Genomic DNA, 26035 nt, shown 5'->3' with positions numbered 1-26035 from the left:
AGCGCTACGTGTAGCGGTTCTTAGCGGTTGGCCAGGGCGTGCTGCAGCCAGCGGTAGCTCAGCTTGGGGGTGCGGGTGCGGCGGTCGTCGGTGAAATCGACGTGCACGAGACCGGTGGGCTGGGTGTAGCCGGCGTTCCACTCGAAGGCGTCGAGCAGCGACCAGAAGGTGACGCCGCGAAGATCCATGGCGGCGGCCGCACCACCGGGCGCGGTCGCGTCGAGCGCTGCTACGAGGTGTTCGGCCAGATAGTCGACGCGGGCGGGATCCTGCACCTGGTGGCGGGCATCCGCTTGGTCAGCGAAGGCGCCGCCGGCCAGCGAGAGGTACACCGGGGGCAGGTCGGGGTAGCGTGCGAGAATTTCGGCGAGCGCCACGGCGACGTATTCGGGGGCGTTGACGACGCCGGCCGAAGTGGTGGGGTGTTCGCGGAAGGCCTCGAGGTGAAACGGCCACGACGTGATCGGGATCGCTCGACCATCGGGGGCCTTCAGCACCGTCGCGCCGGAGGCGACCCGAGCGGGCTCAGAATAGTTCAGGCCATAGAAATCGAGCGGCTGGTGAATCGTGCGGAGGTCCTCGGGGTCGGCCTCGAGCAGGGTGCGCAGTTCAACCGCGAACGGTTCGAGCGGGTCAGGATAGTGCCCGAGCAGCACGGGATCGGCGAACAGGCGGTTCTGCAGCAGGTCGTAGAGGGCGGCGTAGGAGCGGTCTTGGTCACGGTCGGTGACGGATTGCACGGGGGTGTGCGAGTTGACGAGGCCGATGCGTCCGCGCACGTCCGCTGCGCGCAGGGCCTGCACGGCGAGTCCGTGTGCGAGCAGCTGGTGGTGCGCCGTCGGCAGCGCGTCGAACAGCAGGGTACGGCCGGGCGCGTGGGTGCCGAGCGCATACCCCTTCGTAGTGACCGTGGCCGGCTCGAACAGGGTGACCCAGGCGTCGATCCGGTCGCCGAATGCCTCCCCCACGGCGTGCGCATAGTCGGCGAAACGGCCCGCCGTGTCGCGGTTCAGCCAGCCGCCGCGCAGGGCCGCTGGCAGGTCCCAGTGCGAAAGCGTAGCGCTCGAACGGATGCCGTCAGCCAACAACGCGTCAAGCAAACGATCGTAGAACGCGAGTCCATTACGGTTCAGGGCGCCACGGCCCTCCGGCTGCAGCCGGGTCCAGCCGAAGGAGAACGCGTAGGAATCAACGCCGAGGTCGCGCAGCAGGGAGGTGTCTTCGCCGTAGTTCTTCACGTGGTCGGTCGAGACGGAGGCGTTCGAGCCGTCGCGGATGCGACCGGGCACCTGGCTGAAGGTGTCCCAGACGCTGTCGCCGCGGCCGCCGTCGCGCGCGGCGCCCTCGATCTGAAAGGCGGAGGTGGCCACGGCCACCTCGAACCCGGTCGGCAGGCGGTCGCCGAGCTCGCCGGCGCGGTGTTCCCAGTCCCGGGCGGCGATGGCGCGATTCGCTGGTGCTGCGGGGCTGCGGGGCGGGGGATTCATGGTGGGTGCGGCTCTTTTCGGCGGGCGGCGCGGGGCATCCGCTTCTCTTGAGGGTGTCACGTTTACGACCGACTGACGGTAGGTTTTGGGGTCCGCGAAGAATTCCTCTGGTTTGTTACTCTGTTTGCAGGCGCGGGAGGTTGACTTTGCCGCCGACTACCCCTCAAATTGGGGCAGGGGGTGAATTGTGTCCGCATCGGCTCGTACCGCAGTCTTGAGCACGTCGGCGCGCCCACGGCACTCCCGCAGCGTTGCGGCGATCGCAGCCCTGTTGCTCGGCTGCGCCATTGCGCTCGCGGCTCCCGCGCTATCGACCGCACAGGCCGAAGAGACTCCGGCGACTTCGGCGCCGCAGACTACGGCAGACGAGACAGCGACCGAGTCAACACCGGCCGCGTCTACTCCGACCGCGACCGAGGAACCGAATCCCAGCGCGACGACCGGCCCGGCGCCGGCTCCGCAGATCAGCCAACCGAAGAACGGGCAATTCGTCGGCAGCAACCGCACCACCGTATTGGGGTCGAAGGCTGCCAGCCAGGAAATCCAGCTGCTGTCGCCGCGCGGCGGTGACCCCTTGTGCATCGTCAACGACACGTCGACCTCGTGGAGCTGCGACAACGTCTACCTGCAGAACGGACCCAACATCACGCTGCGGGTGGTGGTGACCGGCAGTCCGACTCTGAGCGCCGAGATCTCCGTTGCCGTACTCGGCGCCCCGACGGTGCTCGGCGGGTTGACCGGGTCGGAGTCCAACGGCTGGGTGCGCGGAACCGGGCACCCCCAGGCCGTCGTGACGGCGACCCTGCCCAACGGCGATACCTGCAACAGCACCGCCGACAGTTCCGGTGCCTGGGCCTGCCTGTTCTCCGGCCTCGGCAACGGCAGCCTGAACGTCACGGCCAGCCAGACATCATCGTTCAGTGAACCGTCTTCCTCGAACTCAAGTACGCCCGTCGCGATCGTGTTCGACGTCACCGCGCCGAATGCCCCGGTCGTGACCTCTCCGAGCGCTGGTGCGCAGGTGTCCGTGGCCGGCGCCCAGTACACCGGTACCGGTGAAACCGGCGCCACGGTGACGGTGTTTGCCGGCGCCTACTCGGTCTGCTCCGCCCCGGTGATCGGCGGAACCTGGACCTGCTCGGCCGGTGGAGTGGCCGCCGGGTCGTACTCGGTCATCGCCGTACAGAAGGACAACGCCGGCAATGTCGGCCCGGGCTCGACGCCCGCATCGGTCAGTTATGTGGCTGAGAGCACGCCGACGCCGTCTGGGTCCGCCTCGGCAACGCCACCGGTCACGCCGACTCCGAGCCCATCGGCTTCACCGTCACCGGATGGCGCGGTTGCCGCACCCGGCCCGACGGCAGAGCCGTCGCCGACCCCGGGGCCGGGGACCACCGCGCCAGACCCGCAAGCGGCGGAGCCGGAGAACGAGGGGGCTGCGGCATCCGCTTTTCCCGGCCAGTGGAATGACCCGACTCGGTTTGCGGCGGCGATCGGCCCGACGGGCACCGGCTCGCCGTTTCCCTGGTTGCAGGCCGGTCTGCTCGCCCTCGGGGCGCTGCTGCTGATCGCCGTACCGTTGCGCCTGCTCGCGGGCACCATCTCCCGCTCCCGCGGCGGCCGACCACTTCGGGCGTTGCCCTCACTGGCGGGCCGCAACCGGGTGCGCGAGGAGTACGAGGTCGCGCCCACCGTGCGGCTCAACCGCTGGTTGCCTGGCGGAGCGGCGCTCTTGGCGGCCGCGACGTTCGTCATGCTGTCCGGTCCGATCGTCGACCAACCGGCTTACCTGCGCCTGCTCGTCGCCGTGATCATCGGGCTGGTACTGGTCAATGCGGTGGCCATTCTGGTTCCGCTGTGGTGGAGTTCGCGCGTACTGCGGCTGCGCGGAACGATCACCTTTCTGCCGCGCTACCTGCTGCTCATCGCGGCGGCCGCGATCGCGTCCCGCCTGTTCGACATTCACCCCGCCCTGCTGTTCGGGCTGCTCGGCAGCATCACCCTCACCGCCGCAACGGATGCCGTAAGCCCGCACGGCGCGCACCCCGCGGCCGCAGAGCCCACGACCGCACAGCGCGGCCAGCTCGCCGCGGTGCGGGTGGGCGCGCTGGCTGCCTTCGCCGTTCTCGCCTGGTCGCTCGGCTCGCTGCTTCCCGCTGCCAGTGATTTCGTCACGTCGCTGGCCGCGGAGACGGGCAACACGATCGTGCTCGCCGCCATCGGTTCAGCGGTGCTGATTCTGGTTCCCGTCGGTCATACTAGCGGGCGTCGCATTCTGTCCTGGTCGCCGCTGGTCTGGACCGGTCTGACCGTCGTCACGTACGGAATCCTGTTCGCGGCGCTGTCACCGATGGTGGATCAGGTGCAGAGTGCGGGTACCGGCCTGACGCTGTGGATCACGGCGGCAACCTTCGCCGCAGTGTGCGCCAGTGCGTGGGCCTGGCAGCGGTTCGTCACGCCCGCTCAGCGCTAGCGCGCTGCAAGCGGTATCGTACACATGTGCGCCTAGGAGTTCTCGACGTCGGTTCGAATACCGTCCACCTGTTGGTTGTCGACGCGCACGAAGGCGCTCCGCCGGTGCCGATGGCCGCCGACAAGAGCGTCTTGCGTCTCATGCGTTACATCACTCCCGAGGGCGCGATCAATGACGAGGGTGTCTCGGCGGTTCTCACCTCTGTACAACACGCAGCAGATGTTGCCCAGCAGCACAACATCGACGAGTTGCTGCCGTTCGCGACCTCGGCGCTGCGCGACGCTACCAACGGCCCCGAACTGCTCGACCGGGTCGAACGGGAAACCGGTGTGGCCCTGCAGGTGTTATCCGGCGAAGACGAAGCCCGGCTGACCTTCCTGGCGGTGCGGCGCTGGTACGGCTGGTCGGCCGGCAACATTCTGCTGTTCGACATCGGCGGCGGGTCCTTGGAGATCGCGGCCGGCGGAGCTGAGTTTCCCGAGGTCGCGCTGTCGCTTCCGCTCGGGGCCGGACGCAGCACGATCGGTTTTCTGCACCACGATCCCCCGCTGCCGGAGGAGGTGTCTGCGTTGCGTAAGCACGCGGCATCCGTTCTGCGCGATGCGGTTGACGCGTTCGCGCACCTGCCGGCCCCACACCACATTGTCGGGTCATCTAAGGCGATCCGTTCGCTGGCCCGCCTGGCCGGCACCACCTCCGATGGCGTCGGTGCCGCCGACCGGCTGCGCCTGGGGCGTGCCGAGCTGGATGACTGGGTGCCGCGGCTCGCGCGCATCCCCGCCGAAGCCCGCCCAGCCCTGCCCGGGATCACCGCCGACCGCACCTTTCAGATCGTGGCCGGAGGCATCGTACTGGGCGCAGCGATGGCCGCATTCGGGGCTGCCGAACTCGAGGTGTCGCCGTGGGCACTGCGCGAAGGCGTCATTCTTCGCTACCTCGACCGGCTGCGTTAGTATGCCCTTTCACACCGACTCATAGGAGAGCCCTGATGCGAAAACTGACCGCCGGCCTGTTCATGTCCCTTGACGGCGTCGTCGAATCGCCCAACCTCTGGCAATTCGACAGCTTCGATGAAGAGCTCGGCGTGGAAATGACCGCGATGATGGACCGCGTCGACACCGTGCTGCTCGGCCGGGTTGGCTACGAACAGTGGGCCAGCTACTGGCCGAGCGCCGAGCATAACGACCCGTTCGGCGCTTTCATCAATCCCGTGCCGAAGCTCGTCGCCTCGCGCACGCTGACCGGCGGGCTGGCCTGGCAGAATTCCACGCTGATCACCGGCGACCTCGAAGAGTTCGTGACCGACCTGAAGAACACGGCGGGCGGGGAGATTTCGCTGGTCGGCGGAATTTCGCTCGTACGCCAACTGCTCTTCGCCGGCCTGCTCGACTCGCTCACCGTGATGACGCACCCCGTCGTGGCGGGCGTTGGCCGTCACCTGTTCGAGCCGACCGATCCCCTGACGCGATTGACCCTGCAAAGGTCTTTGATGACGAGCAAGGGCAATGCCCTGCTCACCTACGGCCTGCGCACCGACTGAAGGGACACCACCATGACTTCATTTCCCACACCGATCGACCCGCCCGAGCTTTTTCAGAGCCCCGCCTTCGCGCAGGGCATGATCGCGCCCGCAGGGCCCACGCTCTACGTTGGCGGGCAGAACGGCACTGATGGCAGCGGCGCGCTGCTCGATGGGCTCGGAGCGCAAACCGAGCAGGCTTTGCGCAACGTGCTCGCCGTTCTGGCCGAAGCGGGAACCGGAGCGGAGTACGTGGTCAAGCTGACGATCTATCTCGCGACCGGCATCGACCCCGGTGAAGCGTACGCCGCCACTGCCACGGTCTGGGAAAACCGTCGCACCGCGGTCACGGTACTAGCGGTCACCCCAGCACGCGCGGGCGCTCTCGTCGAAATCGAAGCCGTAGCTGCGTTCCCCCAACAAGGTCTCGGCGCGGGGGCGTAGTCGCAGGGCGGGCATACCGCCAACCGCCCCGCATCCGCTCTAGTCGCTGCGACTGCTTATCTCGTCGCCGTCTCCCCGGTTGGCGCTCTGACCAAGGCATCGTCTCTTGCCGCATCCGACCCGGTCGATCCCGTGTCGGTCGCCATTCGGCTAGTCGTCTACATGGCGCCTAGGAGACCAAACTTGCTGATCAGTAGCCTGACGAAACATTCGTTATTAGTATCGAACGTATGAAGACGCAACCTGTCATCCGATCGGCGGTACCAACGGACGCGGCGGCCATGGCACGCCTGCACGTTGCGACCTGGCAGGAAACCTATCGGGGCATCATGCGCGACGAGATGTTGGACGACCCAGCGTTCGTGTCGACGAGAGAGCGCTTCTGGACGATCGGGCTCACGGATGATCGATTCGCTCACGATCGAATCGCGGTCGCTGAACAGGACGGCGACCTGATCGGAATCGCACAGAGCGCGGCCCCCGCGGAAACCGATGCGACATGGAGCCAGCAACTCAACGTCCTCTACGTGCTTGCATCCGCGCACGGCACCGGCGCCGGGAAAGCTCTCCTCGACGCTGTCATCTCTCCCGAGACAGCGGCGGGGCTCTGGGTAGCAGACCCCAATCCGCGAGCCCAGGCGTTCTACCGTAAGCACGGTTTTATTCCCGACGGTTCGTGCAAGGAAGAATACGCAATCAAGGAGATTCGGATGGTTCGGCGTGCGCCAGCCGAGTGTGACCACAAGGCAAAATTGATCTGAGGGGTGGCCGAAGCCCCCAGCGCAGCCCCTATTCCCAACGATTTTCGCCATCTTTCTTCGACGACGTCACGTGTAATCCTTGATTGTGCGCGACGCGCATTGACGCATGATTGGCCGGATGGATGTGTGCCGTGAAATGGTTCACCCCGTTTGATCGCAACCATTCGAGCATCCCCTGAGCGGCCTCCGACGCGAAACCGTGCCCTTGCCAGGTCGGTGAGATCACCCAGGCAATGTCGGCTATGAGTGTCGATCCGTCGTTCTCGACGGTTGCCTGCACGAACCCGAGCCGCTGGGCGCCATCTCGCTGAATGACGACCCAGTTCAACCACCACTGCGAACCATCCGCCGAGTGCCCGACTGCCTGTGCCGCATAACGGTCTTCCAACTGCTCGAGCGACGGCGCGTCCCCGCCGGTGAAGTCATAGAGCGAGGGGGCGGCCAGGACGTCGACCATAGAAGGGGCATGAAGTACCGACAGCGGTTCCAGCACGAGGCGCGCAGTCGTAATAGGTGCAGATCTTGGCCAATCCATTCATTGAGACTGGCACAGTGCTGACGCCCGGCGGGAATGTGCATCTTTGACTACGGTGTGCCACCCGGCTGTAGCGCTGCTCTGGGACCGACTTCAGGGTTTTGTGCACCTCGACGCCGAACCATTCATGATCCTCAACCCGAACCTCTGGCCATGGTCGATCAGCGGACTGTTCATCTTGATAGCAGTGAGGGCCGCGCTGTCCGGCGGCCGATGTGCTGTTCGTAAGCGATCGTGATGCCCTGCGCCCACCACCCGTGATTTTTCAATTCCAGATGCGCGATTTCATGTTGTACCAGCGGCACGATGTCGGGATGGGGAAGCTCCCGGCCACCCATAGCGTCGATCACGGCAACCCATTCCGGCCATCCGCGCTTCGTCACTTTCACATACGGGCCAACGCTTTGTGGTTTGGTCATGGGCCGAATCTATCGGATAGGGCTAGCCTCCGGGCTCGTCGTCGCAGACCAGGATGTCGCCGGGCTAGAAACTCAGGACGCGGCAGATTGCCTCGAGTGTTGAAAACCGGATCGCTCGAGCGTTTAGCTGGCCCGTTGACCGAGTCGTCACGGCGATTCAGCAGCTACATGGAAGGTCAGTTGAGTCCCCGTTGCCTTCAGGTCGACGGTTACCGTTGCAGATACGCCCGCGCCAATGGCATCCGATGGGCCAATTTGTGCGGAGTAGAGATCTCCTTGCTTGGCGCGCTGGTCCACAACCAGATCCGACTCAAGCTTTTTGAGGTCCGCCGCCGTCCAGCCGCAGTTTGGGGGCTAGCTGCTCCAGTACGGAGAAGACCTCTTTGTAGTCGCCGTTTCCCGCGTACGTGGCGTCGACTGAAACGATTCGATCGCTCTTCGACCGGATCGTGAACGAGTCAACCGCGCCCAAGATGAGTGCCCTCTTGTGCCCCACTACCCGGATCTCCAGCGGACGCAGGGATGTCGTCACGGTTTCTCCAGTGACAGGAAGCCCGAGGTCAGATGCGCTTGTTGCATCCGGCCGAAGTTTCACCTTGACGATTCCCGATCGATTGAAGTAGTCGACGCCCGGTTTCGTAAAGGTTGACATTCCGTCGCCTGCCGTCTGGTCGGCGCTTGGGAAGGCAATGGGGACGGCCCACCACGATCCGTTGACTCCATCCATCTTGATCCGCCAACATCCGGCGGAGGTGCCACGGAATCGGCCCGCGCTGACGGGAGACGCGTCGTCTCCCGTACCCGATCCTCGGCCTGATTTCACTGACTGGGACTCGATCGCCACGTTGTCGTCACGCGAACGGGAAATCTTTCTGCTCGCTGCGCGCGGGCTGAGCAACAGCGACATCGCCCACAGCGCTCATATCGGCGAGTCAACGGTGAAAACACACCTCAGCAGCATTCTCACCAAACTCGGATTCACCTCCCGCGCCCAAATCGTCGCCCACGCCTACCAGAGCGGGCTGTCGCACTAACCGGGCATGGACATCTGCCCTGTCGACCGACGACTGCATGGGCTGGACGAGAACGCCCAGAAGGGAACCCCTGCGGAAACGTTCAGTCCTTGGCAGTGCGGGCCCTGCGAGCGCTACGAAGCACCAAAACCCAAAGACCGGTGAAAGCGGCGAGAAGAATAAATGCACCCTGCGGTTGATCGGCCCAAAACCACGCGATGCCATTCTGGTCGAACGTGCACATGGCAGCGATTCCCAGCAGAAGTACGGCTGGGCTCTGCAGTGGAGAGTGAATCACAGTCAAGAATTGCTCCTGCTAACTTGTGGGTCAAGGCTAGTGGCGATAGAGCGTGATGGCACGAAGATTTCCAAGCCCCGTAAGGGGAACCCCTTGCGGGACGCGTTCGGCTCCACGTTTCGGACTCACCATTGCCCAGAGGCAAAGCCGTAGGGTGGGGTGCTTCGGGCTCTGCGGCAGGATCAGCCTTAGTACAGGGCTGCCGTGGCACTGGCAACGTCACGCATAACGGCCTGTGCCTCCGGCGGACTCGTGACGTGGAGGTGGGCGCCGAATTGCAACAGCTGACGCACGGAATCCACTTGGTCGTAGATCACGGTGATCTCGACTTGTTCAGCATCAATGGGCTTACTGGCGGCGAGACGCGAGCCTAGAATCCGTCGAGCGAGGTCAAGCCTGTCCTTCTTCAACGTTGCGCTGATTGTGATGGCTCCCAGGTTCTCCACCGCCGCACTCAAGTCTCGGCTTACATTGGCGAGCGTTGCGTTCGGTTGAAGGTGCCGAACCTCTGGCAGGACCTCCCAGCCCTCCAATCTTTCGAGCGAATACAGCCTCGGGAGGCCGTCAACATCGGCTACCAAGTACCAGCGGCCGGACTTCGCCAGAAGACCGTACGGGTCAACGAGGTGCCATGAAGCACCTTTCTCGGCACTTCGTCGATAGCGAATCCGCAAACGCCTGCCCGACTGCAGGTTTCTGGCGAGTTCGGAGATGCCGGCGACGCTTGGCATCGGGGTAAACCATGGAGTGTTGTCGACAACAATCAATTCAGACAACGGCAATTCCGACTCGCGGCACGGCGGGCGTCGGACTGCGATCTTCCTTTGGGCGCTGCGCGTCGCTGAATCGATGCCAAGTTGGCGGGCTTGCCCAGTGTCCAGACCCAGAAGTTTCAGCGCGTCGACTTCGGCGGGGCTGAGTGTGGACACATCCAGTTGTGACCCCGGAAGGAGGACTACGCCTCCATATCGGCCTCGCTCTGCGAACACCGGTACATCTGCGTTCGCCAGAGCGATGACGTCGCGCAGTACCGTTCGGACCGACACTCCCATCTGCTCTGCCAGCTCAGGTGCCGTCATGCGGTGGCGCGTCTGGAGCAGCAACATCATCGAAAGCAGGCGTTGGGACTTCATCTCACCAGTATCGACGGATACCAGACATGCTTTGTCATGTATTGATGAAATGCTAGGCGGAGCCGAGAACGTCAACCAAGGAGATCCCATGGCAACACCGAACCTGTTCCTCATGTACGTCACGGATGTTGAGCGCTCCACTCGCTTCTACACCGATCTCTTCGAGATGGAACCTGTCACTATTACCCCGCGATACGTCCCGTTCGAAGTAGCCCCGGGCGTGCTCTTCGCCCTGTGGTCTGGCCGCGGCGACACAGTCACGACTGCGACGCCGCGAACCAGCGAGTTGGGGCTCATGCTGCCGGGATCAGCATCTGGAGTCGACGCCTGCTTCGCCGCGTGGACGGCCAAGGGCGCCACTGTCATCGAAGAGCCGCACGAAGACGTCTTCGGGCGCACGTTCGTGGTCGCCGACCCGGATGGCAACCTCATTCGTGTCTCGCCGATCGACTGAAACGCAGTACAAGCGCAAGCTCCACTAAATAATTCTGGCTCTGACGGGCGCAATGCCTGACCTGACCGGTCACCCGGCCAGCCCGGTATCACGCTCGATAGGTTGACAGCCCACCGCTGGTCAGGCTGAGCACCACGCGCGACCTGCCCCGCAGGGATATCCCACAAGCCGAACGGCTTACGCGACGATGGTGGAGCCGTGGGTGCATCTTGTAGTCGCGACCAAGATGACGTACAATTTTCTGTACGTGAAGGGATCCCAATGCGCACCATGACATATTCAGAATCCCGGGCGAAGTACGCCGAGACACTCTCAGCAGTGGTGGATGACCGAGAAGAAGTTGTTATCACTCGTGCAGGACACGAACCCGTGGTCATCGTCTCGCTCGACGACTACGAGTCGCTCAAGGAAACCGCGTATCTGCTGAAGAACCCTGCGAACGCGCGCCGCCTCCTCGGATCGATCGAGCGGCTCGAGGCTGGCCACGGCACGCAGCATGACCTTAACGAATGAAGTTGATCTGGGACGAAGACGCCTGGGACGACTACTGCTGGTGGCAGACGCAAGACCGCAAGATCCTCAAACGCATCAATACGCTCCTGAGCGACGTTATTCGAAACGGCAATGAAGGAATCGGAAAACCCGAACCCCTCAAGCACGGCTTCCACGGGTATTGGTCACGTCGGATTACAGACGAACATCGCCTGATCTACAAGGTCGAGAACGACGAAGTCCGTATCGCCGGATGTCGATACCACTACGGGCGCTAACGCAGGCCGTATGCGGAACCCTCTGCGAGACGCCCGGACTGGAGTTAACGCTAGCCTGCGTCGGGGCCATTCTCGACCGCAAACGCTGTAATTTCACGTCGGTATCGCCTCATTTTGACAAGCCCAACGGCGATCAGCCCTCCCGCGACGGCGAGGTATAGGGCCCCTCGCGTCAGCTCTGTGCCCACAAGCAGGTTGGCGATTGAAAGCAGGCCCCAAAACCCGCCGAACACGGTCCACACAATGGCGGACGTGCGAATACGCTCTAGGGCCATTCTCTGCTGAATAAGCGAGGGCATGGCGGGACTGTACACCGGGCACTGACGCCATGATGTCCACGTCGAAGGATTTCACGAACTTCGAGCGCACCATCGGAAGTCGAACTACCCGCAAAGGGAACCACTACAGGGCCACAACTCAGGCCACGATTATGAAAAGCGCGACTGACACACACGCGGCCACAGGCTCCCCGTCCGCCTGTTCCTCCTAGGCTGGAGGGGCAGGCCGGGGAGCTTTCGTATTCCGCCGGCTCAAACCGAGGGCGAGAATACTGATGGAATCCCTGACGAGTCACACCGACTACGGCGCAGTGAGCCTGAACGAGTCCGGGGTCAACCCCGACCCGATGGTCGAGTTCGACGTGTGGCTGGCTGCCGCGGAGCAGGCCGGGCTCTACGAGCCGAATGCCATGGTGCTAAGCACCGTCGACCCGGAAGGCTGGCCGAGCAGCCGAACCGTGCTGCTCAAGGGCCTCGACGGCAGCGGCTTCGAATTCGTCACCAACTACGCGTCCCGCAAAGGCCGGGCGTTGAGCGTCAACCCGGACGTCTCGCTGCTGTTCCCCTGGTATGCCATGCAGCGCCAGGTGATCGTCTACGGCACGGCAAGCCCCACGGATACCGCCACCAGCGACGCCTATTTCGTAGGCCGGCCGAGGGCGTCTCGCGTCGCCGCGGTCGCCAGCGACCAGTCGCGGCCCATCGCAAGCCGCGCCCTGATCGAGGAGCAGGTACGCCGGGTGGAAGAGCGTTATCCGGACGACACGGACATTCCGCGGCCGGACGACTGGGGCGGGTTCCGTGTGGTTCCCCGCGCGATCGAGTTCTGGCAGGGCCGCACGTCCCGGCTGCACGACCGCCTGCGGTTCACGGCCGGTGACGCGGGTGGCTGGACGATGGAGCGGCTCCAGCCATAACCGCGGCCCGCGGCCGGGGGTTACTTGGCGAGGTCGGAGTAGTGGATCGCGGCCACATCCGGATGCGTGCGCAGCCGGCTCTTAAGCGCATTCTCGCCGTACGTGGTGAAGATCGGGTTCTCCGGTTCTGCCATGATGCCTGGGGTCTCCAACTCGTCGGGCAGGGTGAGGAGCGGCGAGATCACCCGGTGCACGGTCGCGTTCAGGTAGACGTCGGTGGCCACCTCGAGCAGCTCGCCGATGTTCGCCACGAAGGCCCCATCCAGCGGCGGCGCATCGATCCGGGCACCGTCCTTCTCGACCTGCAGGCAGCCCTTGCCCGGTTCGACGAGCAGGAGTGTCAACACGCCGGAATCCTTATGCGCGCCAACGCCCTGCTTCGGCGTCGGGTCGAACTTGCCGGGGTAGCGCACGATCTTCATCACAGTGAACGGTTTCGTCGCATCGCCGGATTGGCCGCCCGATTCCACAACGACCTCACTCCGAAAGACGAACCTCTTACGGGGTTGATGGTTCAGCGTAGGCAACCATCTGTACCCGGTGCCCATATCGGTCAAGTCCAAGTTCGGCCTCGACGCCGACCAGGGAACGATGAAATTGCGTGGATGGCTCTTCCTCGACAAAACCGGCACTTGCGTAGAACGGGGCATTCCACGAGACGTCCGCGTAGGTTCGAAGCGAGATGCGGTGGTACCCGCGCTCCTGCGCTTGGATTTTGGCGGCCTCCACGAGCGCCCGCCCCCAACCCTTCCGCGCCTCCGCCGGCGCTACGGACAGCTGCTCCAAGTGGCACAGGCCGTCGACCTCGAGAACATGAACAAACCCGCCAACGTGACCGTCGTCGAGCTCGACGACAAGGATGAAGCCGGGCTGCGACTCACAAGCAGCTCCCGAGGGGGCGGCAGCCCAACCCTCCGGCTTGAGTGTGTTGATCAAGAGCTGGTCGGCATCGTTTTCAATCTTCTCGATGACGTCGAGGTCTCCCGATCGCGCAAGGCGAACTCTGGCTGACATGTGACCAGTGTACGGATCGGCACGTCAGGGGGACATCGGGCTGTGCCAGCACGCGAGGCGGGGTCTCGAGCACCTCGTGTTTGAAAGGGAACCCTCTGCGGGACGGCTTTCGTCCGTTTGCCGCAGCGAGGGGATCCCAGCGCGGGTCCGTGTGGATCTTGAGCTCGGCAGCGGCGGCCACCGCCGCAGCAGTCTCTGGTCCGAAGAGATGCGCAACCAATGCGGCGGTCATGTCAATTCCTGCCGCAACGCCTGAAGACGTCCATCAGCTGCGGTCCTCTACCCACCGTGCTTGAGTGACCCATTCGACGGACGAACCATACGACGTCGCCCATCAGTACGCACGTTTATTAGTCGTCGCTCGAAACCCGTCGAGCAGCCCGGCCACGGCGAGCACAGCGGCCCCGGTGCACACCGACGTCACGAGTCTTGCCTCGCTCGCCCACGCTGCCAGCCTCTCGAAGAATTCGGCGTCGTTGACGAGCGAGCGAGTACCTCGTCCTCCAGGAACAAGACGATGCCGGGAAGTTTCGCGTCACGATACCCAACGGTCGCCACGACCTCGGCACCCTGGCTGCTCCTCACAAGCCCTTGAGAGGAGCCGACCAATTCGACAGAAAACGCCTGCGGCAGCATTCCGAGTAGGCCTAACGGGCCAAAAACGTCGAGTAGCTCGAAACCGTCGAAGAGGGCAATCGAGACGCGCCGGTGAGATTCGTCCAGGCCATCTGACAGCCCGAGCGGTTGGCCGTATCTGGGTTTGTCATTGCGCGGAAAACCACCCGGTCGCTCGCGATAGCTTCCGCAGACTCAGCACTGCCTTGAAAAATGCGATGAGTGCGACGAGGACGAGAACGCCTCCGGCCATCAAGGTCTGTCGACCGAAGGCTGCTCCACCCAGCGAGTCGGAGGAGCAATGTGGGCGGGCTGGACGAGAACGCCCGCAAGGGAAACAGTCAACGGGAGAGATCTCGGGTGGACTACGTGAATTGCCGAACTCGCTGATTTTGTGCCACACGGGAAAGATGACCTGCCACCGAGTCCCTCTCTCAACAAGTAGACGAGGCTGCCGCATCCGGACGACTTCGACAGCTGCGCGGATCACTGGCATTGCACGGCGGTTCGGCCGGTATAGCCTGATCTCGTCGTGAATGGGGGCGGCCGTCAGATGAGAATGTCGACGTAAAGTTCGTGCGGTTGTTGAACATCATCGGCCGTGTATCCGACATCGAGCTTGCGGTTCCCGAGAGTCAATCCCTGCTCTGCAGCCCAGTCATAAATCGTCTGGTAACCGCCTGCGATGGTTGCCACCGAACCGTCATGCCGGTGGTGGACGAATCTTCCACCGGGAAGGAGCGCAACAGCCATACCATCAGGCACTGCAACGTCGGCGACGACAGCTACTGCTCCAATAATCTCGCGGTAACGGCCATCGCCTAAATGGTTGCTGGCCTCGACGAAGACGCCTGTGCCTAAGGCGGGCAGCTCGTCTTGACGGGAAAACAGCTCGCGCCAGGCCGCAGGCATCTCGGAGCGTAGCTGGCCGAAGTCAGCGACAACTTCGATTCCGATGACGGCAGTTTCACCAAGTTCAACAATCTCCATTGGTCCCTCCCAGGCTTGGCCCCGAACGATTTACTCGTGTATCCCAGAATGATAGGGCCTCGCCACTCTAACCAGAGGGACTGTTGTCGGCTTGATGGCCTGAATGGTCGGATCCAGATCCGTAGGCAGATGGTCATCAGACAGAAAGTTCACTTCGACCGGTGCACACAATTCTGCCAACACACACGCCTGATCGCACAGGAGAAAAACCTGAAATACAAGCAATTCACACTCATCCGTTTCCCCAAACGATCATCCTCGAATTTGTCTATGGATAGCCAGAGTTGAAGAATGCCACCATCCACCACCGACCGTAAGCCGAACGGTCAGCGGACACCCCAACGTTCGGGAGTGGATCTCGCCGTGGAGGGCAGTTTCTCTATAGCTGCAAGTGAAGTCAAGGCGCGCCATGACCTCTGCAGGGGCGTGCCAGAGGATCGCGCCCAGTCGATCGACGGCGATCGAGCGGACCTGCTCGGCCTGGGCCTTGGAGCCCTGAGGCAGCCCGGTCGTGCCGGCGGGCCGTAGAGCTTGAAAAGCAAGCAGTTCCCCGATGCGGTGGTCGCGGTCCAGCGGGTGCCGTAGCGGCATCGCCGTGTTCAGGCGGTAGAGGTTGCGCCGCCCGTCTCGCTCCCGCTCCAGGTAGCCGGCCTCTTCCAACTCGGTGACAATGCGTTGCGCTGCCCGCTCGGTGATGCCGACTTGCACTGGCACGTCCCGCAGCCGAACGTTCGGGTTATCGGCCACACACAGCAGCACGTGCGCGTGATTGGTCAGAAACGTCCAGTGCGTCATCAAATTATTGACCCCCACGGGACCCGCTTTTCCCCATTGCTAATTTCCGATCCACAACACGTGTTATATTTATCGTGTTTTATGTTACGTGTTATGAGGGGCGGGTATGAACGGCAACCAACTGAACCAGCCGGCGGAGGTGGTCGCACGTCTCGTAGCGGTGGTCATGGGGGTCGGATTTTTGGTCACGGTCGTTGCCATTCCGGTCATCTTCTCCTCGGGCTCTCTGCGCGTGGGGATCCAGCGGTCGACGCTGCAGGTGGATGGCCTGGCAGTGGTGTTATCGGCGTTGGTGCTAGGCCTCAGCGCCCTGATCCAGAGCTTCGCGATCCGCTACCTTCGAGGCGACTCACGCCAGCTCTGGTTTGTGGCCGCCTCCGCCTTATTGACAGGGTTCACCGTTCTGATGGTGTGTGCAGGCTCCGTCGCGGTATTTGCAGTCGGGTGGATCGGCGCGGGAGCGGCGTTGGTACTGCTGCTGGGAACGTATTTTCCGCTAGCTCAGGCTCGGCGCGGGAAGCGGGCCACCGCGGTGAGGTTCATCCTCGCCGATGCCGCGTTCGTGTCCGCGGTGGTGGTGCTGCTGGTGGCGGGTGGCGGGGACCTGTCCTGGGCCCGGCTGGGTGCTGTGGTCACGGGCCTGCCGGTGCCGGTGCAGGTGATCGTGGCCGGGCTGCTGGCGACAGGTGCGTTCGCACGCTCCAGCCAGATCCCTTTTCACGGCTGGTTGCCGTTCACTTTGGCGGCACCCACTCCTGTGTCCGCCCTGATGCACGCCGGTGTCGTCAACGCAGGCGCGATCCTGTTGTTCCGGTTCGCTCCCGCCATTGCTCTGCACGCCTCGGTCATGACGATCGTTTTTCTGGTGGGAGCGACAACACTCACCTACGCTGCTGCGGTGCGGTTGGTGCGTGCGGACGTGAAGGGTCGGTTGGTGTTTTCGACGATGGGGCAGATGGGATTCATGATCATGGCCTGCGGCCTCGGGCTGTTCGCCGCCGCGATCTTCCACCTGATCGCTCACTCCCTCTTCAAGTCCGCACTGTTCTTGGGAGCCGGCGCGGGCATCACCCAACACACCGTCAGCCGCGACCTACCCGACCCGAAACCTCGCACCCGTGTCAGTTACGGCATCGCGGTAGCGGTGGGTGTCCTCGTGCCAGGCGGCACGCTGCTGGCCGCAAAACTGGTCCTGGCGCCCACAGCCTCAGCGGCAACGATCGGCTTGCTCGGCTTCGTCTCCCTGACCGCCTCCGTCGCCCTGGCTTCCGCCCTGATCACTCACTTCACGCTCCGCACCTTCGTGTCCGGTGTCGGCGCGACAGTGCTCCTCCTGGTCGGCTACGTCGCGTTCCTCCACACTTTCACCGCTGCCCTACAGCCGGTCTTCTCCATCACTGCTGCCCCCGCATGGCTGCTGCTGCTTCCGGGGCTCAGTCTGCTGGGCGTGCAACTGCTTGCCAGCACCCAGTGCCTCACCGGTTTCCGCAATCTCGTCTATGCCCGCGCTGTGACGACGACCGTATCCCGACCGCCGAGTGTTCAGAGAGTTGTGTCATGAGTTTGATTCTTCGCGCGCAGATCGCGTCTGCCGCCCGGAACATCGTGTCCGGGTGGCCGGTGGAGTCGTTCATCGCCGTGAACCCCTTGGCCGGCCACGAGGCCGACCCTTTCCACACTGTCACCGCGGCGGGGGTTGCGCTGACCCGCGATCAGCACGACTATTTGGAGGATCTGAGGAAGGGCCGCATTACCGATGCCGACCTTGCCCAAGCAATCAGCGAACGAATCCCGGAACTTTCCTCCGCCACGTTCAGCGTGGACGGGCAGACGGTCCCCGCCGTTCGAGTCGCCGTCCTCGACATGACCACCGCCTCGTGGGCTCCGATCCCGACACCGTCCGCACCTTCGCGCTCGACGCGGTGGCTTGATGAGTATCTGGCTGCATGGTTGCCCGCGGGCCTGACCCCGGATCCGCTGTGGCCAATGCCTCACATCGAAGACGGGTTCTTTGGGGCTTGGCGCCGCCTGGCCCTCCGGGACCCCTGTCTGCCTCGGGCCGCGCGACGGACCCTGCGGGAAGCACCAGTGCAGGCGGACGCGGCCCTCGACTGGGCGCTGGCCCGGCTCGCTATCGCCCCAGAACTGATCCGGGGTACCCTCGCCCAAGAACTGGAGCACCAGCCAGGATGGGTCGGCTACATCAAGTGGCGGGCAGAAAAGCACGGCGATATTGACCTGACCTCCTACCTCGCCAGCCGGTTCGTCCTACGAGCAGTGCTCACCCTCCCAGTGGCAGCAGTGCCGTCGCCCGCTGGCGTAGCCGATGAGCGGGCCGGGCTCTGGCAGCGGGCTGAACAGCTCACCGCGCGCCTCAGTGAACGACCCACGCGTGAAGCCGTGGCGGCCATTGCCCGCGTGCTGGCCCACCACCCGATCACTGAGCACCCGTTCACCTGGCAGAAAGCCTACGAACTGCACTACCGCACCACCCTGATCCGGTCCCTGAGCCCGGCGACTTCGACTCGTGGAGTGCGGCCCACATTTCAGGTGGTGATGTGCATCGACCCCAGATCGGAAGGCATGCGACGTCACCTAGAAATCACGGACGAGGTGGAGACGTTCGGGTTCGCCGGGTTCTTCGGGGTACCCGTCCGGTTCGCCCGATACAGCGCCCGCGGGAGCATCAACTCGCTGCCCGCTCTGCTCACGCCACGTCACACCCTCACTGAGGACCCGACCGACACCGTTCACGCTGAGAAGTATGTGGCGCGCGGTCGTGCCCGGGACGCGCTTCGTCGGGCCGTGCACAACGCTGACTCCAGCACCGCAACCCCCTTCGCGTTCGCGGAAACGGCCGGCTGGCTCTACGGTCCAACCAGCATGCTACGCACCTTTGCACCCAGCCTGCATCGACGACTGAACCGCTGGCATTCAGTTCCGCTGCATAGTTCTGTGACGATCGCGGACGCTTTCACGCTCGAGGAACGCGCCGGCATCGCCGAAACCGCCGTAAGGATGATGGGAATAACCGATTTCGCACCACTGGTGGTGTTGGCCGGACATTCCTCCGAGTCGGCCAACAACCTCTACCAGTCCGCCCTGGACTGCGGCGCGTGTGGCGGAAACCCTGGCGCTGCCAACGCTCGCGCCGCCGCAACAATCTTCAACGACCCGGCCGTCCGGGCGCTGCTGATGCTGCGAGGAATCGACATCCCGGAAGACACGGTTTTCGTCGCAGCCGACCACAACACCACCCGCGACACCATCACCCTGCTCGACCATCACCTCGTCGCCGACACCCACCGCGGCCTGACTAGCCAGTTTGATCAGCTGCACTACGACGCTGGACTAGCGCTCCTGAACGAGCGCGCGGCAGATCTTCCGGGAGCGACGAGGAGGCAGTCCCCAGCACGGGTGCGGGCGCGGGCGTATGACTGGGCGGAGGTGTACCCCGAGCTCGGGCTCGCCGGCAACGCCGCTATGGTCATCGGCTCCCGCACCCTGACCCGCGGGATCGACCTCGGCCGGCGCGTGTTCCTGCACTCCTACGACACCTCCCTCGACCCGGACGGGACCGCCCTGGAGACAATCATGACCGCCCCCCTTGTGGTCGCGCAGTGGATCAACCACCAGTACTACTTCTCCGCGCTCAACCCCGACACCTTGGGTGCGGGCACGAAAACCATTCACAACGCCATCGGCACCATCGGAGTGATCGCCGGTCAGGCCGGGGACCTCCGGCGCGGGCTGCCCTGGCAATCGGTCGGGGTCGGCACAACACTCTTCCATGAGCCGATGCGGTTGGCCGTCATCATCGAGGCACCCCTGGAGCGGATCGGTGTCATCATCTCCCGCAACCAGGTGCTGAGGAACCTGTTCGACAACGACTGGATCACCCTCACCGCCCGCAGCACCGCCCACGAACCCTGGCACCAGTACGGCGCCTACGGGTGGAAACCGACAAACTCGACCACGGAAGGGACCTCACTGTGAACAACCTGACTCAGATGACTCGACTGGAGGTGATCGTACCCGCCCGTGACGCTTCCGCCATCCGCGAATTGATCACCACCGCCGGCGCCACCGGCTACACCTCGGTATCCGGGGTGTCTGGCATCGGCCACCATGGCCAACACTCTGGTGCCCTGCTGTTCAACGAATACGACACCCTCACCATGCTCATCACCGTCCTTCCCCCAGGCAAAGCCGGCGAGCTCATCGACGCCATCCGCGAGCTGCTCAGCACCTCCAGCGGAGTCATGTTCGTGGCCGACACCTACGTCTCCCGCCCCGAGTACTTCCAATGACTCCCCGCCCCACGCACTACAAAGACCGCCACATCACCTTCGCCACCATGCATGGCAAAGAACACCTCGCACGCGACGCATTCCGCGACGTTCTCGGTGCGACAGTCACCGCCCCCGAAGGACTGGACACCGACCAGTTCGGAACCTTCGCCGGCGATATCCCCCGTACCCTCACCCCCAGAGCTGCCGCCCGCGCAAAAGCTCGCCTCGGCATGCAAATGGCCAGCAGCACCCTCGGTCTTGCCTCCGAGGGAAGCTTCAGCGCAACCTTCGGGCCGGTCGAGCACATGGAGATTCTGCTGTTCATCGACGACGACCTCGGACTGGAACTCATTGAAGGCACCCGCACCACCTCCCCCATCCCCGGAGGCCACACCATCACCGCGGCACCCCAAGCCCGACGTTACGGTGAAGCGCTAGGCTTCCCCGCCCAAGGAGTGATCGTGCAAAGCACGAAAGCTGCCCTAACCACCGCCCACAAAAACATCACGAACCTTGACCAGCTTGAGCAGACCGTTCAAGCAATGCTCAAGAATGGGTCCACCGTGATCGTTCTACCCGACTACCGGGCGCACCACGCACCCTCCCGCGCAGACACCATCCGAACCCTCTGCGCCCAAATGGCCCAACGTCTCGCCACCGAATGCCCCACCTGTCAGACCCCCGGGTTCGGGCAAGTCGACGTCGAACACGGCCTCCCCTGCTCCCAATGCGGTTCCCCGACCCGCGTCATCGCCGCCGACATCCACGCCTGCGGCAAATGCGACCACCGGACCAGAGTCCCACGCGACAACACTCGCGCCGACCCCACCTGGTGTGACTACTGCAACCCCTGACCCGACGCCCGCGTCCAGGCCAACCCCCACGACGCCACGAATTTCGATTCATTCCGAGGCACCTTCCCGAGTGGTGTCGACGGCGTTGTTTCCCTCGCTGAATCGCCCCAGGTTTACTGCCGTTCCTATGCGGATTGCGGCTCTCGGTTGAGGGCCGCGTAGCGGGCTTGCTTGAACTCGGTTGGTGAGAGGTATCTGAGGCTCGGTGAAGCCTACGGTTGAAGAAACCGCACACGTATCTCTCACACGAACAGGTAGACCTGCTCGCAACCTCGGCGACGACGCACGGAACAGTCATACTGACCCTCGCCCACACCGGCCTACGCTGGGGTGAGGTGACCGGATTACGGGTGCGAGACGTGGACCTCACCCGCAGGCGTCTGGCGGTACGGGAGAACGCCGTGCGGGTCGGCGGCAAGATTCTCCTCGGCACGCCCAAGTCGCACGAGGCACGCACGGTTCCGTTCCCGCCGTTCCTGGCGGACCGCTTGGCACTGCTTGCGCCGACAAGACACCCGACCAGATCCTGTTCGGCAACGGGCTGTCGCACCAGCGCACCCCGTCAACTCGGGACGGCTGGCTGGTCTACGCCCTCAAACGCGCCCGGGAGGTCGATCCGACTTTCCCGCGCGTCACGCCGCACGATCTACGGCACACCGCCGCGAGCTTGGCTGTGTCCGCCGGCGCGAACGTCAAAGCGCTGCAGCGGATGCTCGGCCACGCCTCGGCCGCGATGACCCTCGACGTGTACGCGGAGCTCTTCGACGACGACCTGAACAGCGTCGCAGTGGCCCTCGATCAGGCCCGAATGATTTCAAGTCTGGGCGGAATATGGGCAAACAGGGTACTGAGGCCCCGGTGACCAAGTTAAATCCCAGATCAGAGTAGAAATTCTCGTGGTGCCCCCACTGGGACTTGAACCCAGACTGTGACGATTTTAAGTCGTCTGCCTCTGCCAATTGGGCTATGGGGGCATACCCGGTGACGGGCAGTTACAGCGTAGGTGCTGCCGAGCGCGAATACCGCCCGGCAGCACCTACCGAAAAGCTACTTCGAAGCGGATGCCTCAGCGGCCGCCTTCTCCGCAACCGGCGCCTGCGCGGCGGGTGCCTTCGTGGCGCCAGCGGCGGCATCCGCTGCAGCAGCCTTGACCGTGGGCTTGCGCGGCGCACGAGGCGCACGCGGAGCCGTCGGCGCCTTGGCTGCGGGTGCAGCAGCAGCCGGTGCCGGCGGCTTCGGACGCGACGCGAACTCTTCGAACACAGCACGCGGGTTCTCGGTGGCGCCGAGCGACACGACATCGCGACCGAGGAACACGTTGTTGACCCAGCCCCAGACGACGCGCAGTTTGCGCTCCCAGCTGGGCATGGCCAGGCCGTGATAGCCGCGGTGCGCGAACCAGGCCGGCAGACCGGTGATGGCGAGGTTACCGCTCTGGAACACGCCGACACCAATGCCGAGACCGGCCACGGCACCGAGGTTCTTGTGCAGGTACTGCACGGGCTCTTCGCCGCGCAGCACAGCAACCAAGTTCTTGGCGAGCAGCTTGCCTTGACGCACGGCGTGCTGGGCGTTGGGCACGCAGTTGCCGCCGACACCGCCACCGCTCAGGTCGGGAACGCAACTCACGTCGCCGGCACCCCAGGCGTCAGCGATGATGTCGTCTTCGGTTCCAACACGCAGGTCGGCACGAACCTGCAGACGACCACGCTCTTCAATCGGCAGATCAGTGTGACGCACGATCGTGGGGTTGGCCATGACTCCGGCCGTCCAGACGATGAGGTCGGTCTCGAAGGTCTCTCCGGTGGAGAGCTCGATCTTGCCGTCGACCGCGCTGGTCAGCTGGGTGTCGAGGTGAATCTGCGCACCGCGACCGGCCAGGTTGTCGATAACCCACAGGCTTGTCTTGAGCGAAACCTCGGGCATGATGCGACCCATGGCTTCAATGAGATGAAAGTTGGTCTCTTCGAAGCTGATCTCCGGGTAGAGGGTAAGCAGCGAGGTGGCGAAGGAGCGCAGCTCGGCGAACACCTCGATACCAGCGAAACCGCCACCGACCACGACGAAGGTAAGCAGACGTTCGCGTTCCGGGCCAGCCGGCAGGGCAGCGGCCCGGTCGAAGTTGGTGAGCACGCGGTCGCGAATGGCGACGGCTTCTTCGACGGTCTTCAGGCCGATGGCCTGGTCGGCAACACCCGGGATCGGGAAGGTGCGCGACACAGCACCGGCCGTGACGACGACGATGTCGTACTTGAACTCGTACGGCTCACCGATCGGCGGAGTGATCGTGGCCGTCTTCTCGGCGTGGTTCACGTACGTAACCTTGGCGGAGACAACATTGGTCTTCTTGAGGTGCCGACGGTGCGACACAACCACGTGACGCGGCTCGATAGACCCGGCAGCCACCTCCGGCAGGAAGGGCTGGTACGTCATGTACGGCAACGGGTCAACAATGGTGACCTCGGCTTCGCCGGATCGTAGCCATTTCTCGAGCTTCCACGCCGTGTAAAAACCGGCGTAGCCGCCACCAACAATGAGAATTTTGGGCACGATGAGAAGGCCTCCTACATGATTATGTTTGTGCGAAATCTTTGGGGTTGCGCCGAATTCGCTTGATTTGCCGAGTGGCCCCAATGCCCAACAGCGTTACTAGGATACCAAACACCACGAGTACAGCGAGCGGCAGACTGATATAGGTCAATGTCAGTTGGTTGGGAAGCCAGGCCGTGAGCACGTTCTGGGTCGGTAGCGCCGGGTCGTCGTCCACGGCTGCGGGCGCCTCGGCGGCGGGTTCCTCGGTGGGAACCACCTCGATCTGGGCCCGACGGTGCAGGGTGATCCACTCCGTCAGCAACTCGCTCGGAGTGGCCCCGGTCGCCGGAGCGACATATCGGGTCACCGCGGCCGCGGCATCGATCAGACCATTGCCGTAGATCGGGCTCGGCACTGATTGCCCGTTCGCGTTCGCGGTGGCGATCACCCGGTTCATGACCCCCGCCGCGTCAAGGTTGGGATACGCGGCTCGAACCAGCGCAACGAGCCCGGACACAATCGGCGCCGCCGCGCTGGTTCCGTCCCACTGCACGTACGACGAGTCCGGCATGACACCCACCAACTTCTCACTCGGAGCGGCGATGGCGATGGTGATTCCCTGCGAGGACGCGTCGAAACTTGCCGTCTTGTTGCGGTCAACACCGGCCACAGTGAGCACACCGGGAATAGTCGCGGGAGCACCGACCTCGGTGGTACCGCTCCCCCGGTTGCCGGCCGCAGCAACGACGACGACATCGTTCTCAAACGCGTAGAGAAAGGCGTCGTCCCAGCTTTCCGGCCAGTACAGCGTGTTGCGAGTCAGCGACATATTGATGACATCAGCACCGTTGTCGACAGCCCAGCGGATGCCCTGCGCGATCTGGTCATCGTTACTCACCGCGGAACGGGTGCTTCCGAACCCGACCGACACCGCCAGAATGGATGCTTCCGGCGCCACCCCGATGAGGCCCGCGCCGTCACCGGTTCCGCGACCGGCCAGCAGCGAGGCCACCAGAGTGCCGTGCTCTCCGTCATCGTCGTCGCCGGCGACCGGCGTCTGGCCATTTGCGGAACCGAGGCCGGAAACATCCGTTCCCCCGGTCACGACGCCGTTCAGCTCGGGAACGCTGCCGTTGACCCCGGAGTCGATGACGGCGACGGTGACGCCAGCGCCCCGCGTGGTGTTCCAGGCTTCGGTGAACCCGTAGTCGTTCAGCCAGTACTGCAGGTCACGAATCTGGTCCGCGTGGGCTGCGGGCGCGTCGACCATGACGGAGCCGGCGATAGTGCCGGCGAACAGCGTTGTGGCGAGGGCGAGCGCGACACCGGTGGTGACAGGGCGAGAGCGTGCGGTCACTCCGAAGCCGACCCTGAAGCAGCGGCCAACGCGGTGTAGTCCAGGCAGACACAGACCGTGGGCGACCAGGCCGCACGCGCCAGCGCGAGGTCGCCGATCGGGTTCACGCCGGGCCCGGCGGCCAGGGAGTGCGCGGCGAGGGCGTGCAGGCACTTGACCCGGTTCGGCATGCCGCCGGAGGAGATCCCGGCGATTTCCGGCACGGTGCCGAGCTGGTCGCGGTCGAACAGAAAGCTTTCGTGAGCGTGCTCGTAAGCTGCCCGCACCTCGTCATCGTCGGCGAGCAGGTCGTTGTATTCGTTCATGACCTGGGTGGCCTCGAGCGAAGAGATCGCCGCCGTCGCGGCCGGATGGCAGAGGTAGTACAGCGTGGGAAACGGGGTGCCGTCGGCCAGCCGGGGAGCCGTGGCCACCACGGTCGGCGCTCCGCAGACACAGCGAGCGGCGATGCCGATCACGTTTCGGGCCGGGCGACCGAGCTGCGCCGAAACGAGATCGATATCGGCCGCAGTGAACGGGTCGAACGGCGGCCGGGTCATGGCACCACCGGTGCGGGTGCTTGCGGAGCGAGGCCGGCCGTCATGGTGGAGGCGAACAAGGAACCCAGCCAATCAATTGTGGTGCTTTGAATATTGGTGCTGACCGGGCTCGTATCCGCTTCGAGCGGAGCGACGACCGGCAGATCGTTGATGACGAGAAAGCTGATGTCTCCTGGCAGCACGTACGACAGCCGCTCTCGGGCCTGCGTCGTGACATAGGTGCGGTCGTTCCAGCGCTCCCGCTGGCTCGTGAGCTGGTCGACCTCGGCTTTCTGGTCGGCGACAGCTGCACTGAGCTGGCTGATTTGCTGCCGCTGTTCGGCGTAGGTGCGCAGACTCGGCGCGAGCACCACGACGGCAAGAATCAGTACGACCATCATCACGAGGGAAAATCCGGAGAAGCGGATGCTGCGCAGCCAGCCGCCGGCGGGCGTCTCGGTTTCCGAAACAGCGGGTTGCCGTGCTGCCGACGTGCTCTGGGCAGGTCGTTTCTGATCCACGGCAACTCCTTCCGCTGGCTGAACGTGCTGGTGAAAATGGTACCAA

General features: G+C 64.1%; 28 protein-coding genes, 1 tRNA gene and 1 pseudogene. 15 read left to right on the top strand and 15 right to left on the bottom strand.

Going from position 1 to position 26035, the window contains the following annotated elements:
• Positions 1–20: 20 nt before the first annotated feature.
• Positions 21–1487: a glycoside hydrolase family 1 protein gene (locus E3T35_RS17430; RefSeq protein ID WP_134380305.1), complete on the bottom strand. Its 1467-nt coding sequence runs from the start codon at positions 1485–1487 to the stop codon at positions 21–23.
• A 187-nt stretch (positions 1488–1674) separates the two neighbouring features.
• Here E3T35_RS17430 and E3T35_RS17425 point away from each other — a divergent pair, with 187 nt between their 5' ends.
• The 5 genes from E3T35_RS17425 to E3T35_RS17405 all read left to right on the top strand — a co-directional run bounded on the left by E3T35_RS17425 (position 1675) and on the right by E3T35_RS17405 (position 6684).
• A complete protein-coding gene (locus E3T35_RS17425) occupies positions 1675–3960 on the top strand; it encodes a hypothetical protein (protein WP_134380303.1) in 2286 nt (761 codons plus the stop codon).
• A 26-nt stretch (positions 3961–3986) separates the two neighbouring features.
• Positions 3987–4913 carry a Ppx/GppA phosphatase family protein gene (locus tag E3T35_RS17420; protein WP_134346334.1) on the top strand — a complete coding sequence of 309 codons (927 nt, stop codon included), beginning with the start codon at positions 3987–3989 and terminating at the stop codon, positions 4911–4913.
• Between the two features lie 35 nt (positions 4914–4948).
• Positions 4949–5500, top strand: coding sequence for a dihydrofolate reductase family protein (locus E3T35_RS17415; protein ID WP_134380301.1), 552 nt, complete (start codon positions 4949–4951; stop codon positions 5498–5500).
• Between the two features lie 12 nt (positions 5501–5512).
• Positions 5513–5923 carry a RidA family protein gene (locus E3T35_RS17410; protein ID WP_134380299.1) on the top strand — a complete coding sequence of 137 codons (411 nt, stop codon included), beginning with the start codon at positions 5513–5515 and terminating at the stop codon, positions 5921–5923.
• 281 nt (positions 5924–6204) lie between these two features.
• Positions 6205–6684 (top strand): GNAT family N-acetyltransferase, encoded by a 480-nt coding sequence (locus tag E3T35_RS17405; protein ID WP_134380297.1) that lies wholly within the window; start codon positions 6205–6207, stop codon positions 6682–6684.
• A gap of 28 nt (positions 6685–6712) precedes the next feature.
• Here E3T35_RS17405 and E3T35_RS17400 read toward each other — a convergent pair whose 3' ends face one another.
• The 3 genes from E3T35_RS17400 to E3T35_RS17390 form a co-directional block, all read right to left on the bottom strand.
• Positions 6713–7219 (bottom strand): GNAT family N-acetyltransferase, encoded by a 507-nt coding sequence (locus E3T35_RS17400; RefSeq protein WP_134380295.1) that lies wholly within the window; start codon positions 7217–7219, stop codon positions 6713–6715.
• Between the two features lie 173 nt (positions 7220–7392).
• Complete coding sequence (locus E3T35_RS17395) at positions 7393–7638, bottom strand: hypothetical protein (RefSeq protein ID WP_134346339.1); 246 nt, start codon at positions 7636–7638, stop codon at positions 7393–7395.
• Positions 7639–7948: 310 nt separating this feature from the next.
• The gene (locus E3T35_RS17390; RefSeq protein WP_134346340.1) at positions 7949–8290 is read right to left on the bottom strand and encodes a hypothetical protein; all 342 of its coding nucleotides are present in this window, start codon (positions 8288–8290) and stop codon (positions 7949–7951) included.
• Between the two features lie 193 nt (positions 8291–8483).
• On the opposite strand from E3T35_RS17390, the gene E3T35_RS19955 reads away from it, so the two are divergent.
• Positions 8484–8672 (top strand): response regulator transcription factor, encoded by a 189-nt coding sequence (locus tag E3T35_RS19955; protein WP_241988897.1) that lies wholly within the window; start codon positions 8484–8486, stop codon positions 8670–8672.
• A gap of 465 nt (positions 8673–9137) precedes the next feature.
• Here the strand turns inward: E3T35_RS19955 and E3T35_RS17380 are convergent, their stop codons facing one another.
• Positions 9138–10082, bottom strand: a complete 945-nt coding sequence (locus tag E3T35_RS17380) for a YafY family protein (RefSeq protein WP_134380291.1) — start codon at positions 10080–10082, stop codon at positions 9138–9140.
• An 88-nt stretch (positions 10083–10170) separates the two neighbouring features.
• On the opposite strand from E3T35_RS17380, the gene E3T35_RS17375 reads away from it, so the two are divergent.
• The 4 genes from E3T35_RS17375 (at position 10171) to pdxH (ending at position 12501) form a co-directional block, all read left to right on the top strand.
• The gene (locus tag E3T35_RS17375) at positions 10171–10536 is read left to right on the top strand and encodes a VOC family protein (protein ID WP_134380289.1); all 366 of its coding nucleotides are present in this window, start codon (positions 10171–10173) and stop codon (positions 10534–10536) included.
• Positions 10537–10797: 261 nt separating this feature from the next.
• On the top strand, positions 10798–11049 hold the full coding sequence (locus E3T35_RS17370; protein WP_134380287.1) for a type II toxin-antitoxin system Phd/YefM family antitoxin: 252 nt from the start codon (positions 10798–10800) through the stop codon (positions 11047–11049).
• On the top strand, positions 11046–11306 hold the full coding sequence (locus E3T35_RS17365) for a Txe/YoeB family addiction module toxin (RefSeq protein ID WP_134380285.1): 261 nt from the start codon (positions 11046–11048) through the stop codon (positions 11304–11306). The genes E3T35_RS17370 and E3T35_RS17365 overlap by 4 nt, the downstream gene beginning before the upstream one ends.
• Positions 11307–11859: 553 nt before the next feature.
• On the top strand, positions 11860–12501 hold the full coding sequence (pdxH, locus tag E3T35_RS17360) for a pyridoxamine 5'-phosphate oxidase (protein ID WP_174777112.1): 642 nt from the start codon (positions 11860–11862) through the stop codon (positions 12499–12501).
• 20 nt (positions 12502–12521) lie between these two features.
• Here the strand turns inward: pdxH and E3T35_RS17355 are convergent.
• The 5 genes and pseudogenes from E3T35_RS17355 to E3T35_RS19950 all read right to left on the bottom strand — a co-directional run.
• A pseudogene (locus E3T35_RS17355) lies at positions 12522–12938 on the bottom strand (2OG-Fe(II) oxygenase family protein); the annotation flags it as partial.
• Positions 12939–12999: 61 nt separating this feature from the next.
• Positions 13000–13515 carry a GNAT family N-acetyltransferase gene (locus E3T35_RS17350; protein ID WP_134380281.1) on the bottom strand — a complete coding sequence of 172 codons (516 nt, stop codon included), beginning with the start codon at positions 13513–13515 and terminating at the stop codon, positions 13000–13002.
• A gap of 334 nt (positions 13516–13849) precedes the next feature.
• Entirely contained in the window at positions 13850–13969 is a 120-nt protein-coding gene (locus E3T35_RS20320) for a hypothetical protein (RefSeq protein ID WP_370449352.1), read from the bottom strand.
• Positions 13970–14679: 710 nt separating this feature from the next.
• Complete coding sequence (locus E3T35_RS17340; RefSeq protein ID WP_134380279.1) at positions 14680–15120, bottom strand: GyrI-like domain-containing protein; 441 nt, start codon at positions 15118–15120, stop codon at positions 14680–14682.
• Positions 15121–15372: 252 nt separating this feature from the next.
• On the bottom strand, positions 15373–15933 hold the full coding sequence (locus E3T35_RS19950) for a hypothetical protein (protein WP_241988896.1): 561 nt from the start codon (positions 15931–15933) through the stop codon (positions 15373–15375).
• 88 nt (positions 15934–16021) lie between these two features.
• Between E3T35_RS19950 and E3T35_RS17330 the strand changes: the two genes are divergently transcribed.
• The 5 genes from E3T35_RS17330 to E3T35_RS20315 all read left to right on the top strand — a co-directional run bounded on the left by E3T35_RS17330 (position 16022) and on the right by E3T35_RS20315 (position 21923).
• Entirely contained in the window at positions 16022–17476 is a 1455-nt protein-coding gene (locus tag E3T35_RS17330; RefSeq protein WP_092340664.1) for a proton-conducting transporter membrane subunit, read from the top strand.
• Positions 17473–19911, top strand: a complete 2439-nt coding sequence (locus tag E3T35_RS17325) for a putative inorganic carbon transporter subunit DabA (protein WP_166789999.1) — start codon at positions 17473–17475, stop codon at positions 19909–19911. The genes E3T35_RS17330 and E3T35_RS17325 overlap by 4 nt, the downstream gene beginning before the upstream one ends.
• Positions 19908–20225, top strand: coding sequence for a transcriptional regulator (locus E3T35_RS17320; RefSeq protein ID WP_233197391.1), 318 nt, complete (start codon positions 19908–19910; stop codon positions 20223–20225). The genes E3T35_RS17325 and E3T35_RS17320 overlap by 4 nt, the downstream gene beginning before the upstream one ends.
• The gene (locus E3T35_RS17315) at positions 20222–21061 is read left to right on the top strand and encodes a DUF6671 family protein (RefSeq protein WP_134380277.1); all 840 of its coding nucleotides are present in this window, start codon (positions 20222–20224) and stop codon (positions 21059–21061) included. The genes E3T35_RS17320 and E3T35_RS17315 overlap by 4 nt, the downstream gene beginning before the upstream one ends.
• A 343-nt stretch (positions 21062–21404) precedes the next feature.
• On the top strand, positions 21405–21923 hold the full coding sequence (locus tag E3T35_RS20315; RefSeq protein ID WP_370449351.1) for a tyrosine-type recombinase/integrase: 519 nt from the start codon (positions 21405–21407) through the stop codon (positions 21921–21923).
• A gap of 35 nt (positions 21924–21958) precedes the next feature.
• On the opposite strand, the gene E3T35_RS17305 is transcribed toward E3T35_RS20315, so the two are convergent.
• From E3T35_RS17305 to E3T35_RS17285, 5 genes are all read right to left on the bottom strand, one after another.
• Positions 21959–22035, bottom strand: a tRNA-Leu gene (locus tag E3T35_RS17305).
• 73 nt (positions 22036–22108) lie between these two features.
• The gene (locus tag E3T35_RS17300; protein WP_092340660.1) at positions 22109–23611 is read right to left on the bottom strand and encodes an NAD(P)/FAD-dependent oxidoreductase; all 1503 of its coding nucleotides are present in this window, start codon (positions 23609–23611) and stop codon (positions 22109–22111) included.
• Between the two features lie 22 nt (positions 23612–23633).
• Positions 23634–24950 (bottom strand): S8 family serine peptidase, encoded by a 1317-nt coding sequence (locus E3T35_RS17295; protein ID WP_241987838.1) that lies wholly within the window; start codon positions 24948–24950, stop codon positions 23634–23636.
• Entirely contained in the window at positions 24947–25489 is a 543-nt protein-coding gene (locus E3T35_RS17290) for a DUF501 domain-containing protein (RefSeq protein WP_134380275.1), read from the bottom strand. Before E3T35_RS17290 ends, E3T35_RS17295 begins: the two co-directional genes overlap by 4 nt.
• A complete protein-coding gene (locus tag E3T35_RS17285) occupies positions 25486–25989 on the bottom strand; it encodes a septum formation initiator family protein (protein ID WP_241987839.1) in 504 nt (167 codons plus the stop codon). The genes E3T35_RS17290 and E3T35_RS17285 overlap by 4 nt, the downstream gene beginning before the upstream one ends.
• Between the last annotated feature and the right edge of the window lie 46 nt (positions 25990–26035).

Origin of the sequence: Cryobacterium sp. TMT1-2-2, from assembly GCF_004403505.1 — a bacterium.
In the GTDB taxonomy this organism is placed as follows: domain Bacteria; phylum Actinomycetota; class Actinomycetes; order Actinomycetales; family Microbacteriaceae; genus Cryobacterium; species Cryobacterium flavum.
This window is presented reverse-complemented; position numbering and strand designations above follow the sequence as displayed.

Bases quoted from the DNA above. Each gene is read 5' to 3' on its own strand.
- E3T35_RS17430 (WP_134380305.1), bottom strand. From the start codon at position 1,487: ATGAATCCCCCGCCCCGCAGCCCCGCAGCACCAGCGAATCGCGCCATC.
- E3T35_RS17415 (WP_134380301.1), top strand. From the start codon at position 4,949: ATGCGAAAACTGACCGCCGGCCTGTTCATGTCCCTTGACGGCGTCGTC.
- E3T35_RS17410 (WP_134380299.1), top strand. From the start codon at position 5,513: ATGACTTCATTTCCCACACCGATCGACCCGCCCGAGCTTTTTCAGAGC.
- E3T35_RS17405 (WP_134380297.1), top strand. From the start codon at position 6,205: ATGGCACGCCTGCACGTTGCGACCTGGCAGGAAACCTATCGGGGCATC.
- E3T35_RS17400 (WP_134380295.1), bottom strand. From the start codon at position 7,219: ATGGATTGGCCAAGATCTGCACCTATTACGACTGCGCGCCTCGTGCTG.
- E3T35_RS17395 (WP_134346339.1), bottom strand. From the start codon at position 7,638: ATGACCAAACCACAAAGCGTTGGCCCGTATGTGAAAGTGACGAAGCGC.
- E3T35_RS17390 (WP_134346340.1), bottom strand. From the start codon at position 8,290: ATGTCAACCTTTACGAAACCGGGCGTCGACTACTTCAATCGATCGGGA.
- E3T35_RS17380 (WP_134380291.1), bottom strand. From the start codon at position 10,082: ATGAAGTCCCAACGCCTGCTTTCGATGATGTTGCTGCTCCAGACGCGC.
- E3T35_RS17375 (WP_134380289.1), top strand. From the start codon at position 10,171: ATGGCAACACCGAACCTGTTCCTCATGTACGTCACGGATGTTGAGCGC.
- E3T35_RS17370 (WP_134380287.1), top strand. From the start codon at position 10,798: ATGCGCACCATGACATATTCAGAATCCCGGGCGAAGTACGCCGAGACA.
- E3T35_RS17365 (WP_134380285.1), top strand. From the start codon at position 11,046: ATGAAGTTGATCTGGGACGAAGACGCCTGGGACGACTACTGCTGGTGG.
- pdxH (WP_174777112.1), top strand. From the start codon at position 11,860: ATGGAATCCCTGACGAGTCACACCGACTACGGCGCAGTGAGCCTGAAC.
- E3T35_RS17350 (WP_134380281.1), bottom strand. From the start codon at position 13,515: ATGTCAGCCAGAGTTCGCCTTGCGCGATCGGGAGACCTCGACGTCATC.
- E3T35_RS17340 (WP_134380279.1), bottom strand. From the start codon at position 15,120: ATGGAGATTGTTGAACTTGGTGAAACTGCCGTCATCGGAATCGAAGTT.
- E3T35_RS17330 (WP_092340664.1), top strand. From the start codon at position 16,022: ATGAACGGCAACCAACTGAACCAGCCGGCGGAGGTGGTCGCACGTCTC.
- E3T35_RS17325 (WP_166789999.1), top strand. From the start codon at position 17,473: ATGAGTTTGATTCTTCGCGCGCAGATCGCGTCTGCCGCCCGGAACATC.
- E3T35_RS17315 (WP_134380277.1), top strand. From the start codon at position 20,222: ATGACTCCCCGCCCCACGCACTACAAAGACCGCCACATCACCTTCGCC.
- E3T35_RS17290 (WP_134380275.1), bottom strand. From the start codon at position 25,489: ATGACCCGGCCGCCGTTCGACCCGTTCACTGCGGCCGATATCGATCTC.